The sequence below is a fragment of the Bradyrhizobium sp. BRP56 genome, assembly GCF_020194035.1.
GTDB lineage: Bacteria > Pseudomonadota > Alphaproteobacteria > Rhizobiales > Xanthobacteraceae > Bradyrhizobium > Bradyrhizobium australafricanum.
This window is the reverse complement of sequence record NZ_JADYVV010000016.1, coordinates 74855-87390: the sequence shown is the minus strand read 5'-3', so window position 1 is coordinate 87390 and position 12536 is coordinate 74855. Positions and strand designations below refer to the sequence as shown.

Genomic DNA, 12536 nt, shown 5'->3' with positions numbered 1-12536 from the left:
CCCGCGCTGTGGCGATCATTTCAATTTCAGCCCGACCACGCGCACCAATCCGTCCGGCATCTGCCGGTAACCCTCGACCTTGGTGGAGTGGGCGATCAGGAGTGTGCGGTGATAGATGTAGATGATTGGCTCGTCATTGAGCACGATCCTGGTCATCTTCTCGTAGATCGCCTTGCGCTGGGCGGGATCGTTGATCAGCCGCGCCTCTTCCATCAGTTTGTCGGCTTCCGCGTTGGAATAGCCGCCGTCGTTCTGCGGCGCCTTGGTGTGCAGGAAGACATAGGAATTGCCGTCAGGATCGATCCGGCCGCTCCAGTTGATCTGAAACACCTGAAATTCGCCGGCCTGGGCCTGCTTGAAAGTCGTCGCAAATTCGACCACGCGGATCTTGATGTCAAAGCCGGCTTCGGCCGCCATCGACTGCACGACCTGGGCCACGGCTTCGTTCTCGGCGCCTTTGGGGACCATGTAGTCGATGGCGACGGGCAGCGTGACCCCGGCCTCCTTCAGCAGCGCCTTGGCCTTGGCAATGTCGCGTCCCCGAACCGGAAACGCCTTCTGATAGTAAGGGTGCGTCGGGCTGACCCACTGATTGCCCGGCGTGAACTCGCCGTTGAAGACGACCTGGTTGAGCGCCTCGCGGTCAATCGACAGATCGAGCGCCTGGCGCACCTTTTCCGACTGGCTGAGCGGCCCCTTGCTCTTGTCGTTGCCGATGTTGATGGTGAGGCCGAGATAGCCGAGTTCAGGTGCGGTCGACAGCACGAGCCGCTTGTCACTTCGGACGTCCTTGATATCGGTGGCGAGCACGCGCTCGATCAGATCGAGCCCGCCGGATTTCAGATTGGCGAGCCGCACCGTGGCATCGACGATAGGAAGGAACACGATGCGATCGATGAAGACGTTGTCCTTGTTCCAGTAATCCCCGAATTTCTCGAACACCATGCGGTCCTGTTGCACGCGTTCGACGAACCTGTAGGGTCCGGCGCAGACTGGATGCAGTCCGAATTTGTCACCCGCTTCCTTCACCGCCTTCGGCGAAACCATCATGCCGGCGCGGTCGGTCAACTGGGCGATCAGCGGCGAGTAGGGCGTCTTGAGCACCAGCTTGATGGTCAGGGGATCAACGACGTCGACGTGGTCGAGCGCAGCCAATTCCGGTTTGCGAAACGAGGTCGGCAACGTCAGATGGCGCTCCAGCGAGAATTTGGCGGCTTCGGCGTCGAACGGCTCGCCGTCGTGGAACTTGACGCCCGGCCGGAGCTTGATCGTCATCTCCTTGCCGTCGGCCGAGTTCTCGTAGGACAGCGCGAGTTGCGGAACGATGTTCAGCTTCTCGTCAATGTCAAACAGCTTGTCGCAGAAGGCTGAAAAGACGATGCGGCCGACATAGGTGCGTCCGATTGAAGGATCGAGGATGTCGGGGTCCTCGGCGAGCCCGATGCGAAGTGTCGTCTCGGCACGCGCGCTCGTTCCGCACCATGTCACGAGGGCCGCCATCAGGACCGCCAAGCGCCAAAATCTCATCGCCAACCCCTTATTCCCTACGCCTCTGTTCCCTGTGAAATAACCCCGGGCTGTCCCGAGGCTTCCGCCGCATTGAACGCCGCCACCAGCTTTTCCAGTGTCGGCGAGAACCCGCCATCGGAGGGCACGATCGCCTCCGCGTCGGGCAGTTCGCCCGTCCGGTGACAGGCCGATGCATATCCGGTGCCATCTTCGCGCAATTGCGGCACTTCGCTGCGGCAGCGCGCGATCACATAGGGGCAGCGGGTATGGAAGCGGCAGCCGGAGGGCGGATTGAGCGCGCTCGGCAGCTCACCCTCCAGCACGATGCGGCTGCGCTTCGCACGCGGCTTCGGCACCGGGATCGCCGACAGCAGCGCGCGGCTATAGGGATGGCGTGGCGCGGCGAACAGCGCTTGTGCATCGGCGGTCTCGACGATGGTGCCGAGATTCATCACCGCGACGCGATCGGCGATGTGCTTCACAACGGCGAGATCGTGCGAGACGAAGATGTAGGCAAGCTTCAGACGATCCTGCAGGTCGCGCAGCAAATTCAGGATCTGGGAACGGATCGAGACGTCGAGCGCCGACACCGGCTCGTCGCAGATGATCAGCTTCGGCTCGACCGCGAGCGCGCGGGCAATTGCGATGCGCTGGCGCTGGCCGCCGGAGAATTCATGCGGGTAGCGCCGCGCGAACCGCGGCTCGAGCCCGACCAGGCGCAACAGCTGCTCGACCCGCTCGCGGCGGGCTGGCGGCGGCACAAGATTGTGCAGCGCCAGTGGCTCGGTCAGGATCTGGCTCACCGTCATGCGCGGGTTGAGCGAGGCGTAGGGGTCCTGGAAGATCAGCTGGGCGTCGCGGCGGAAGGCGCGGAGCTGCTCGGCATTGAGCGTGCCGAGGTCGCGGCCCTCGAAGCGGATCCGTCCGGCATCCGGCTCGATCAGCCGCAGCACCAGCCGGCTGACGGTGGATTTGCCGCAGCCGGATTCGCCGACCAGCGCCAGCGTCTTGCCGGCCTCGACCGTGAAGCTGACGCCGTCGACCGCCTTCACATGGGCGGTCGGCCGGCCGAACAGCGAGCGTTCGGCGACGAAATGCTTGACCAGTCCTTCGACCTCGAGCAGCGCCGTCATGACACCAGCCGCTCCAGCGGCGCGCGGATGCAGCGCGAGGCGTGGGTCGCGCTCAGCAGCGCGAGCGGCGGCGGCGATTGGGTGCAGGCATCCTCGACGAACGGACAGCGCGCGGCGAAGCGGCAGCCGGCGGGCGGGTTCGCCATGTTCGGCACCATGCCCTCGATGGTGGCGAGGTGGCTGGTGCGGCGGTCGAGCCGCGGGATCGAGCCGAGCAGGCCGACCGTGTAGGGATGCTGCGGATTGGCGAACAGCTCGTCGACCGGCGCGCGCTCGACGATTTCGCCGGCATACATCACCGCGACCTCGTCGCAGACTTCGGCGACGACGCCGAGATCGTGGGTGATCAGGATGATCGCGGCGCCGCTTGCGGCCTTCAGCTCCCGCATCAGATCGAGGATCTGGGCCTGCAAGGTGACGTCGAGCGCGGTGGTCGGCTCGTCGGCAATCAGAAGCTGCGGATCGCAGGCCAGCGCCATCGCGATCATCACGCGCTGGCGCATGCCGCCGGACAGCTTGTGCGGAAATTCGTCGACGCGTTTCTCGGGCGAGGGAATATGCACGCGGCGCAGCAGTTCGATGGTGCGCTCGCGCGCCGCGCGGCGGGAGCCGCCGCGATGGCGCAGAATCGTCTCCGTAATCTGGTCGCCGATGGTAAAGCTCGGATTGAGCGAGGTCATCGGCTCCTGGAAGATCATCGCGAGGCGATCGCCGCGCAGGTCGCGCAACGTCTCGTCCGGCACCTCGAGCAGGTCGAAGCCGTCGAAGCGGATCGCGCCGGACACCGCGGCGGATTGCTTCGGCAACAGCCCCATGATCGCGAGCGAGGTCACGCTCTTGCCGCAGCCGGACTCGCCGACGAGGCCAAGCGTGGCGCCCTTGGCGACGGAAAGATCGACGCTGTCGACGGCATGCGTGGTGCGGCCGTCATCGCCCTGGAAGGTGACGCGCAGGCCCTCGATCTCGATCAGCGGGCCTGCCGTCATTTACGGCTCGTGGTTGCCGCTGCGATGCCGGCGTCGATCGTGGCACGATCGCTAGTTCCGGCCGGGTTTTCGCGGGTCGGCATGAAGCTCCGGAACGGCACCCAGTGCTCGCGGCTGACGGCCTCCAGCCGCTCGAGCTCGCGCAGGGGATCGGCGTGGTCGTCGACGCGCAGATCGAGCAATGGCCATTCCTCCGCGCCGTGAATTAAGAGAGCCGCCGACTGCTTGCCGCGCTTGTCGCCGCCGGCAGCTTCGCCGGCGAACATCGCCTTGATCAGCCGCTCCGCGAACGGCAGCTTCTCGTTCGCGGCATAGACGCGCGCGGTCTCGTCGAGCACCGCGCGGCCGGCCAGCATGTTGCCAGCGATCGAGAACCCGTCGCCGGCGATATGGCCGAACCAGTCGACGCAGTCCTTGCCGGAATGCGCCGCGATGCGGCCCCTGGCGTCCATGACATGGAGCTGCCGGCTTTCGCGGCCGCTGTCGGGCGCAATCAGCGCCGCGATCACCTCATGCGGGCTGTCGCCGCTGCGTAACAGCGCGAGGCCGTCGATGCCGTAATAAGGATTGACCAGCGCCTGCGTCGCCACCGCGCCGATTGCGGGTGCGATGTGCGGCACCAGCGCGCCGACCGCGAAGAACCGCGTCGCGACGGCGATGCCGAGCTGGCCGGTGGCGCTGTCGCGGGCGATGATCGACCAGGTCATCTCAAACCTTCGTGTTTAGCGGCCTGCGGCGTAACCCTGCATACCGCGCGGATTGGCGGCGGCGCGGCGGCGGGCACCGACCTTCGAGGCCGCGGTGAGGCGGCCTTCCGACCAATCGGGACCAATCTCGACCACATGGCCGCGGCGTTTCAATTCGTCGATGGTCGATTTTGGCACGCGGTTTTCCAGCACCAGGACGCCGGGCCGCGAGGTGCGCGGCCAGAACGAGATCGGGAAATGCTCGGAGTGCCAGGCCGGCGCGTCGATCGCCTCCTGCAGATTGAGCCTGGCGTGCACATGACGCAGGAAGAACTGCGTGATCCACTGGTCCTGCTGATCGCCGCCCGGCGAGCCCCAGGAGAGATACGGCTCGCCGTCGCGCAGCGCCATGGTCGGCGAGAGTGTGGTGCGCGGCCGCTTGCCCGGCGCGAGCGAGGCAGGGTGGTTCTCTTCGAGCCAGAACATCTGGGCGCGGCTGCCGAGGCAGAAACCGATCTCGGGAATCACCGGCGAGGACTGCAGCCAGCCGCCGGACGGCGTCGCCGAGATCATGTTGCCGGCCTTGTCGATGATGTCGAAATGCACGGTGTCGCCGCGCACTTCGCCGAACCGGCCGACAGTCGGCTCGCCCGCGCCCATGGCGCCGACCGCTTCACGATGCCCTTCGGCGTGTCGCAACTTCACAACGCCGCCGAAGCCCTCGACCGAGCCGGGGCGGAAGTCGAGCGAAGCCTTGTCTTTCGAGATCAGCTTGCGCCGTTCGTTGTTATAGGCATCGGATAGCAGCGTTTCGATCGGGATCTCGGTGAATTTCGGATCGCCGTAGAACGTCTCGCGATCGGCATAGGCGAGCTTGGCGGCTTCGATCTGCAAATGGATGAAGTCGGGGCCTGCGGGATCGAGCCCGTCGAGCTCAAAGCCTTTCAGCAGCGCAAGCTGCTGCAGCATCACCGGACCCTGGCTCCAGACCCCGGCCTTCTGCACGGTGTAACGGCCGTAGTCGTAGGTGAGCGGCGCCTCGATGGTCGGCTGCCAGCGCGCCATGTCGTCGGCCGACAACACGCCGCGATGCGGCGAGCCGGAAACGTCCATCACCTCCTGGGTGCGGCAGAACTTGTCGATCGCCTCAGCGACGAAGCCCTTCGACCAGGCCTGCCGCGCGCGCTCGATCTGCGCCACGCGATCGCCGCCGGCGCTCTCCGCCTCGGTGAGGATGCGTGCGTAGGTCTCCGCGAGCTTCCTGTTGGTGAAGATGGTGCCGGGCTTCGGCACCTCGCCACCAGGCAAATAGACGTCGGCCGATGTGGTCCAGTATTTCCGGAACAGCTGCTCGACGGTCTTGATGGTGGCCGATGCACGCTCGACCAGCGGATAGCCGTCGCGTGCGTAGGCGATCGCGGGCTCCAGCACGTCGCGCAGCTTTATGGTGCCGTAGTCGCGCAGCAGCAGCATCCAGGATTCGAATGTGCCGGGCACGCAGGCCGCGAGCAGGCCGGTGCCGGGCACCATCTCGAGGCCCTCGCTGCGATAATGCGCAATGGTTGCCTTCGCCGGCGCCGGGCCCTGGCCGCAGATCACTTCGCTTTTGCCGCGCTTGACGTCGTGCACGATGATCGGAACGTCGCCGCCGGGGCCGTTCAGATGCGGCTCGACCACCTGCAGCGTGAAGGCGGTGGCCACTCCGGCGTCGAAGGCGTTGCCGCCTTTCTCCAGCGTCGCCATGCCGACCGCGGTGGCGATCCAGTGCGTCGAGGTGACGACGCCGAAGGTGCCTTCGATCTCGGGCCGGGTTGTGAACGGATCGGGGTTGATGTTGCTCATGGCGATTGACCGTTCGTCGGTTTGTTGTTGGGCCTTCTCGGCGGGCGCACTTGATCACAGGCCGGCTGGTATGCCAACCGCTTGGTGCACATGGCCGCTCCCATCCGCGTGATCATGCCGGAACGACGGCGGGACTGTTGACGGCATGGCACGCGACGCCGTCGATCAGTTCCGGCGTCTTCTGGCGGCAGAGATCGAAGGCGAGGGGACAGCGCGGGTTGAAGGAGCAGCCCCGCGGCGGATCGATCGGATTCGGAATCTCGCCCTTTACCGGGATGCGCTGGCGACCGGACATCGCAAGGTCCGGAACCGCGCCGAGCAGCATCTTCGTGTAGGGCATCCGCGGGTTCTCGAACAATTCCCGACCCTCGGCGATCTCGACGATGCGGCCGAGATACATCACGCCGATCCGGCTCGCCATGTGGCGGACCACTGCGAGATTGTGGCTGATGAAGAGATAGGTGAGGCCGAACTTGTCCTGCAGGTCGCGCATCAGATTGAGGATCTGCGCCTGCACGGAAACGTCGAGCGCCGAGGTCGGCTCGTCGCAGACGATGAACTCGGCCTCGGACGCCAGCGCCCGGGCGATCGCGATGCGCTGGCGCTGGCCGCCGGAAAATTCGTGCGGGAATTTCTGGCCGTCGTCGGGGTGCAGGCCGACCAGCGAGAGCAATTCGCCGACCCGGGCCTTGATGTCGCGCTCGCCCTGGATCAGGTCGAAGGCGCGGATCGGCTCGGCGACGATGGCGGCGACCCGGTAGCGCGGATTGAGGCTCGCATAGGGATCCTGAAAAACCATCTGGATGCGCCGGCGCAAGCGGCGGCGCGCCTGGCCCTGCCGCGGGTCGGTCATCGAGACCCCGTCGATGACGACCTCGCCCGAACTCGGCGGCAGCAGGCCGACCACCATGCGTGCGACCGTGGTCTTGCCGGAACCGGATTCGCCGACCAGCGCGAAGGTCTCGCCGCGCTTGATGTCGAAAGAGACGCCGTCGACGGCTTTCAGGAATTCGAGATGGCCGCCCTCGATCACGCGGTTGAGCCACGGCTTGGAGACGTCGAAGACGCGGCGCAGGTTCCTGACCTCGATCAATGTCGCGCTCATGCCGCCGTCTCCTTCGCCGGCTCGAACAGGTGGCAGGCGACGGATTGCGTGCCCTGCCGGATCGGCTCGGGGCGTTCGACGTGGCAGCGATCGAAGGCAAACGCGCAGCGCGGATTGAACGGGCAGCCTGGCGGAATCGCCGACAGCCGCGGCATCGAGCCGGGGATCTGCACCAGGCGCTTGTCCTCGCCGGCGAGGGTCGGGATCGCGCCCATCAGGCCCTTGGCATAGGGATGCAGCGGGTTACGCACCACCTCCTGCACCGGGCCGATCTCGGCGATGCGGCCGGAATACATCACCGCAACGCGGTCACAGGTTTCGGCGATCACGCCCATGTCGTGGGTCACCAGCATCACGGCGGTACCGTGGTCCCGGCCGAGCCGCTTGATCAGCGCAATGATCTGCGCCTGCACGGAGACGTCGAGCGCGGTGGTCGGCTCGTCGGCGATGATCAACTCGGGCTCGGCGCAGATCGCAAGCGCGATGACGACGCGCTGGCGCATGCCGCCGGAGAATTCGTGCGGATAGCCGTCGATGCGCTTTTCCGGCGCAGGAATGCCGACCTCGGCCAACAGATCGATGGCGCGCCTGCGCGCGGCGCTCTCGCTGAGATTGCTGTGGGTGCGAATGGTCTCGATGATCTGGTCGCCGATCCGGTAGAGCGGATTGAGGCTGGTCAGCGGATCCTGGAAGATCATGCCGATCCGCTTGCCCCTGATGCGGCGGATCTCCTCCGGCGGAAGATGGTCGATCCGCGTGCCCGACAGTTCGATCTCGCCGCCGGAAATGCGGCCGGGCGGATCGATCAGCCCGATCACGGCAAGGCCGGTGACCGATTTGCCGGCGCCGGACTCGCCGACCACGCCGAGCACCTCGCCCTTGGCGATGTCGAACGACACGCCGTTGATGGCGCGCAAGGTCGCACGGCGGGTGACGAATTCCACCTCGAGATTGCGCACGGAAAGAACAGGCTTGGTCATCGGAGCTTTGGATTGAGTGCGTCGCGCAGCCAGTCGCCGAGCAGGTTGATGGAGAGGATCAGGCCGGCCAGCGCAATGCCCGGGAAGGCGACGATCCACCATTCGCCGGCGAACAGATAGTTGTTGCCGATCCGGATCAGGGTGCCGAGCGAGGGCATGGTGTCGGGCATGCCGGCGCCAAGGAACGACAGCGTCGCCTCGGTGATGATCGCGAGCGCGAGGTTGATGGTGGCGATGACGAGGATTGGGCCCATCGTGTTCGGCAGCACGTGCCGCAGCATGATCTTCGGCGCCGGCAGGCCGATCAGCTGCGCCGCGGCGACGTAATCCTTGTTCTTCTCGACCATCACCGAACCGCGCACGGTGCGGGCATATTGCACCCAGAAACTGAGGCCGATCGCGATGATGAGCACGCCGAGCGTGCTCATCTCGTCGAGCCGGTTGCCGAGCAGCGATTTGGCGACGCCGTTGACCAGCAGGGCGATCAGGATCGCGGGGAAGGTGAGCTGCACGTCGGCGATCCGCATGATCACGGTGTCGACCACACCGCCGAAATAGCCTGCGATCAGCCCGAGGGCGATGCCGAGCGCGCCGGCAAAGACCACGCCGGCCAGGCCGACTGCAAGCGAGATGCGCAGGCCGTAAAGGATCGCCGAGAGCACGTCCCGGCCCTGCTCGTCGGTGCCGAGCAGGAACGGGCTTTGGCCGTCGGCGGTCCACAGCGGCGCGATCCGCGAGTTGATCAGCTGCAGCTGTGCCGGGTCGAACGGGTTCTGCACCGCGAGCCACGACGCGAAAATTGCGAGCAGAAAGAACAGCAGCGTGATCACGGCGGCGACCATCGTCAGCCTGGAGCGGCGGAACGAATAGAAGATGTCGCTGTCGAGCGCGCGCCTGAACCAGCCGGCAGGGGCCTGGTGGTCTTGGGAACGATGGGGGACGACGGCATCGGACATCGGTCAGCCCCTCACGCCGCGCGGCCGACGGTCGACCGCAAGCGCGGATCGACCACGGTGTAGAGGATGTCGACCACGAGATTGATGGTGACGAAGATCAGCGAGACCATCAACAGATACGCAGCCATGATCGGGATATCGACATTTTGCACGGCCTGCACGAACAGAAGTCCCATGCCCGGCCATTGGAACACGGTTTCGGTGATGATCGAGAAAGCAATAACCGAGCCAAACTGCAGGCCGGCCACCGTGATTACCGGAACCAGGGTGTTCTTCAACGCATGGCCGAAATGGATTGCGCGCGTGGTCAGTCCGCGGGCGCGGGCGAAGCGGATATAGTCGGTCCGCAACACTTCCAGCATTTCGGCGCGCACCAGCCGCATGATCAGGGTCATCTGGAACAGCCCGAGCGTGATCGCCGGCATGATCAGCGCCTTCAGGCCGGATACGGTGAGCAGTCCGGTGGTCCACCAGCCGAGCTTCACCACCTCGCCGCGGCCGAAGGAGGGCAGCCAGCCCAGCGTCACCGCGAACAGATAGATCAGGAGGATGCCGATCAGGAAGGTCGGCAGCGAAATGCCAATCAGCGATACCGCCTGGAATAATTTGGCAAGCACGGTGTCGCGGCGCAGCGCCGAATAGACCCCCATCAGGATGCCGGCCACCATCGCGAACAGCGTCGCGCAGATCGAAAGCTCCAGCGTCGCCGGCAGCCGTTCCGCCAGCAGCGAGGAGACCGGCAGGCGGAACTGGTAGGACACGCCGAACTTGAACTGCAGCGCATTGATGAAGTAGCGGCCGAACTGCACCAGCACGGGATCGTCGAGGCCGAGCGACTGCCGGATCTCAGCGCGCTGCGCGGCCGAGGTGTCGATCGAGACGATCTGGTTCACCGGGTCGCCGGCGAAGCGGAACATCGCGAACGCAATCACGCCCACGGCGAGCATCACGCCGATCGCCTGCAGGAAGCGGCGAAGAGTGAAAGCCAGCATCTCTACCTTTCACTGCTTTGACATTCGGCGCGCGGCTTTGCGCGGCCGGAAAACGAGCGGTCCCGGAAGCCTGCGCTTCCGGGACCCAATTCGCCAAAGCCACTATTCACCCTGTTTGGTCGCCCAGTAGAGCAGCACCTGGTTGTCCGCGCGCTGGGTCAATTTGACCTTTTTCGACACGCCCCACACCAGCGGTTGCTGATGCAGCGGAATGTAGCCGTAATCCTTGATGACGATGTCGTAGGCTTGCTTGATCAACTGGTCGCGCTTGGCGGTGTCGCCCTCGATCAGGACCTTGTCGGTGAGCGCGTCGACTTCCTTGTTGCAATAGCCACCGAGATTGGCCTCGCCGCGGGTGGCATCCTTCGGATCGTCGCGGCAGCCGAGGATGTCGTGCAGCACGTTGTGCGAGTCGGACGTCGCGGGCGTCCAGCCCAGCATGAAGAACGAGGTCTGGTAGCCGCCGGGCTTCAGCACCTTGGCGAAATACTGCGCCTTCGGCTGCGCCAGCAGGTTCACCTTGACGCCGATGCGGGCCAGCATGCCGACCACCGCCTGGCAGATCGCTGCGTCGTTGACGTAGCGGTCGTTCGGGCAGTCCATCGTGACTTCGAAGCCGTTCGGATAGCCGGCGTCGGCCAGCAGCTTCTTGGCACCATCAGGATCGAGCTTCGGCCGGGTGAAATCCTTCGACAGCGGATAGAGCTCGGGGGCGATCATCAACGTCGAGGGGGTCGACATGCCGCGCATGACGCGGGTCTTGATCAGATCGACGTCGATGGTCTTGTAGAAAGCTTCGCGGACGCGGATGTCCTTGAACGGATTCTTGCCCTTGACGTTGGAGTACAGCAGCTCGTCGCGCGCCGTATCCATGCCGATGAAGATGGTACGAATCTCCGGCGCGGTCATGACGGTGGCGACGCCGCTGGAATTGACGCGCTGGATGTCCTGGAGCGGAACCGGTTCGATGACGTCGACTTCGCCCGAGAGCAGCGCGGCAACGCGGGTGGCGTCGGAGCCGATCGGGGTGAAGATGATCTCCTTGAGATTATGCTCGGGCTTGCGCCAATAGCCGGGAAACGCCTTGAACACGGTCTTCACGCCGGGCTGGTGGCTCTCGATCGTGAAGGGACCGGTGCCGTTCTCGTGCAGCGCCGCGTAGCTCGGCGTGGTTGCGGAGGCCGGCGTCGGTGCGACCGAGTTGTTCTCCTCGGACCACTTCTTGTCCATGATGTACCAGCTATCCCATTGCGAGATCAGGATGGGATTGGGCGAATCCAGCGTCACGTCGACGGTGTAGTCGTCGACCTTGCTGAACTTGGCGTCGGCCGGGACGTTGCTGAGGAAGTTGGAGCCCTTGGCGCGGACGCGCTCGGCCGAGAACAGCACGTCGTCGGCGGTGAAGGGATCGCCATTGTGGAATTTCACGCCCTTGCGCAGATGGAAGCGCCATTTGGTCGGGCTCAGCGTCTCCCAGCTTTCCGCCAGGGCCGGAATGATCTTGAGGTCCTTGTCGCGCGCGGTGAGGCCTTCGTAGACGTGGGCGTGGTGCGCGATCGTCGTGGTTTCCTTCAGCGTGTAGGGATCCAGCGACTTCAGCTCGCCCTGGTTCGCATACTTCAACGTCTGGGCCGATGCCGGCAAAGCAAAGGCGACGAGTGCGGCGACAGTCGCCGCAAACAAACTCCAACGTACCGACATGTAATCCCGCGTCCCCGTTCTTGTCCGCCGGCTGCTTTGTCCGGCTGGTATTATTGATCCATGTTGCCAGAGTTTACCGGCCGCGCAAGCGCGATTTGCCAAAGGGTTAACCCGTCCGCGCGGGTGCAGCGCAATGAACCGGATTGGAGAGTAGGCTGTCGGCTCGAACGCGTGACATTCGACTTTTGGAGTGCCGCTTGTCGGTCACGGGAATGATCACCGGCGCGCCTCGAGCAACCGCTCCTGACGGTTTGGAGCAACCGCTCCAAACGGTTTGGTTGACCATAACGGATGATTGAGGCCGACTGCCCCCCGGGGCAGGTACGGCTCGCTTGCGCAACTCGCCCCGTCCCGGCGATACTGTGGCGGGCCAAGGCGCATTTGAGGAGGCGGATATGAAGGTCAACGTCGAGATAGATTGCACGCCCCTCGAAGCGCGGCAGTTCTTCGGCCTGCCGGATGTGGCGCCGATGCAAACCGCCGTCATGGACAAGCTGCAGCAGCAGATGCTGTCGAACATCGAGAAGATTTCGCCGGAATCGCTGATGCAGAGCTGGTTCACCTTCGATCCCAAGCTCGCCGAGCGCTTCCAGGACATGTTCGTGGCGATGGCCGGCTTCGGCGGCGCGAGCAAGAAGAAATAGTG

General features: G+C 64.9%; 11 protein-coding genes. 1 reads left to right on the top strand and 10 read right to left on the bottom strand.

Annotated features, from left to right (window positions below; all coding sequences use genetic code 11):
* Positions 1–15 precede the first annotated feature (15 nt).
* The 10 genes from I6F38_RS14075 to I6F38_RS14030 all read right to left on the bottom strand — a co-directional run bounded on the left by I6F38_RS14075 (position 16) and on the right by I6F38_RS14030 (position 11890).
* On the bottom strand, positions 16–1527 hold the full coding sequence (locus I6F38_RS14075; protein WP_225160758.1) for an ABC transporter substrate-binding protein: 1512 nt from the start codon (positions 1525–1527) through the stop codon (positions 16–18).
* Between the two features lie 17 nt (positions 1528–1544).
* Entirely contained in the window at positions 1545–2642 is a 1098-nt protein-coding gene (locus I6F38_RS14070; protein ID WP_225160757.1) for a dipeptide ABC transporter ATP-binding protein, read from the bottom strand.
* Positions 2639–3628 carry an ABC transporter ATP-binding protein gene (locus I6F38_RS14065; protein ID WP_225160756.1) on the bottom strand — a complete coding sequence of 330 codons (990 nt, stop codon included), beginning with the start codon at positions 3626–3628 and terminating at the stop codon, positions 2639–2641. Before I6F38_RS14065 ends, I6F38_RS14070 begins: the two co-directional genes overlap by 4 nt.
* Positions 3625–4335 (bottom strand): DUF1028 domain-containing protein, encoded by a 711-nt coding sequence (locus I6F38_RS14060; protein ID WP_225160755.1) that lies wholly within the window; start codon positions 4333–4335, stop codon positions 3625–3627. The genes I6F38_RS14065 and I6F38_RS14060 overlap by 4 nt, the downstream gene beginning before the upstream one ends.
* A 15-nt stretch (positions 4336–4350) precedes the next feature.
* Positions 4351–6156: a gamma-glutamyltransferase family protein gene (locus I6F38_RS14055; RefSeq protein WP_225160754.1), complete on the bottom strand. Its 1806-nt coding sequence runs from the start codon at positions 6154–6156 to the stop codon at positions 4351–4353.
* A 112-nt stretch (positions 6157–6268) separates the two neighbouring features.
* The gene (locus I6F38_RS14050) at positions 6269–7261 is read right to left on the bottom strand and encodes an ABC transporter ATP-binding protein (protein ID WP_225160753.1); all 993 of its coding nucleotides are present in this window, start codon (positions 7259–7261) and stop codon (positions 6269–6271) included.
* The gene (locus I6F38_RS14045) at positions 7258–8241 is read right to left on the bottom strand and encodes an ABC transporter ATP-binding protein (RefSeq protein WP_225160752.1); all 984 of its coding nucleotides are present in this window, start codon (positions 8239–8241) and stop codon (positions 7258–7260) included. Before I6F38_RS14045 ends, I6F38_RS14050 begins: the two co-directional genes overlap by 4 nt.
* Entirely contained in the window at positions 8238–9197 is a 960-nt protein-coding gene (locus I6F38_RS14040; protein WP_225160751.1) for an ABC transporter permease, read from the bottom strand. The genes I6F38_RS14045 and I6F38_RS14040 overlap by 4 nt, the downstream gene beginning before the upstream one ends.
* 11 nt (positions 9198–9208) lie before the next feature.
* Positions 9209–10189 carry an ABC transporter permease gene (locus I6F38_RS14035; protein WP_038383837.1) on the bottom strand — a complete coding sequence of 327 codons (981 nt, stop codon included), beginning with the start codon at positions 10187–10189 and terminating at the stop codon, positions 9209–9211.
* Between the two features lie 102 nt (positions 10190–10291).
* Complete coding sequence (locus I6F38_RS14030) at positions 10292–11890, bottom strand: ABC transporter substrate-binding protein (protein ID WP_225160750.1); 1599 nt, start codon at positions 11888–11890, stop codon at positions 10292–10294.
* A gap of 395 nt (positions 11891–12285) precedes the next feature.
* Between I6F38_RS14030 and I6F38_RS14025 the strand changes: the two genes are divergently transcribed.
* The gene (locus tag I6F38_RS14025) at positions 12286–12534 is read left to right on the top strand and encodes a DUF6489 family protein (protein ID WP_018270495.1); all 249 of its coding nucleotides are present in this window, start codon (positions 12286–12288) and stop codon (positions 12532–12534) included.
* Positions 12535–12536 lie beyond the last annotated feature (2 nt).

Coding starts and splice junctions, on each gene's coding strand:
- I6F38_RS14075 (WP_225160758.1), bottom strand. CDS start 1,527: ATGAGATTTTGGCGCTTGGCGGTCCTGATGGCGGCCCTCGTGACATGG.
- I6F38_RS14070 (WP_225160757.1), bottom strand. CDS start 2,642: ATGACGGCGCTGCTCGAGGTCGAAGGACTGGTCAAGCATTTCGTCGCC.
- I6F38_RS14065 (WP_225160756.1), bottom strand. CDS start 3,628: ATGACGGCAGGCCCGCTGATCGAGATCGAGGGCCTGCGCGTCACCTTC.
- I6F38_RS14060 (WP_225160755.1), bottom strand. CDS start 4,335: ATGACCTGGTCGATCATCGCCCGCGACAGCGCCACCGGCCAGCTCGGC.
- I6F38_RS14055 (WP_225160754.1), bottom strand. CDS start 6,156: ATGAGCAACATCAACCCCGATCCGTTCACAACCCGGCCCGAGATCGAA.
- I6F38_RS14050 (WP_225160753.1), bottom strand. CDS start 7,261: ATGAGCGCGACATTGATCGAGGTCAGGAACCTGCGCCGCGTCTTCGAC.
- I6F38_RS14045 (WP_225160752.1), bottom strand. CDS start 8,241: ATGACCAAGCCTGTTCTTTCCGTGCGCAATCTCGAGGTGGAATTCGTC.
- I6F38_RS14040 (WP_225160751.1), bottom strand. CDS start 9,197: ATGTCCGATGCCGTCGTCCCCCATCGTTCCCAAGACCACCAGGCCCCT.
- I6F38_RS14035 (WP_038383837.1), bottom strand. CDS start 10,189: ATGCTGGCTTTCACTCTTCGCCGCTTCCTGCAGGCGATCGGCGTGATG.
- I6F38_RS14030 (WP_225160750.1), bottom strand. CDS start 11,890: ATGTCGGTACGTTGGAGTTTGTTTGCGGCGACTGTCGCCGCACTCGTC.
- I6F38_RS14025 (WP_018270495.1), top strand. CDS start 12,286: ATGAAGGTCAACGTCGAGATAGATTGCACGCCCCTCGAAGCGCGGCAG.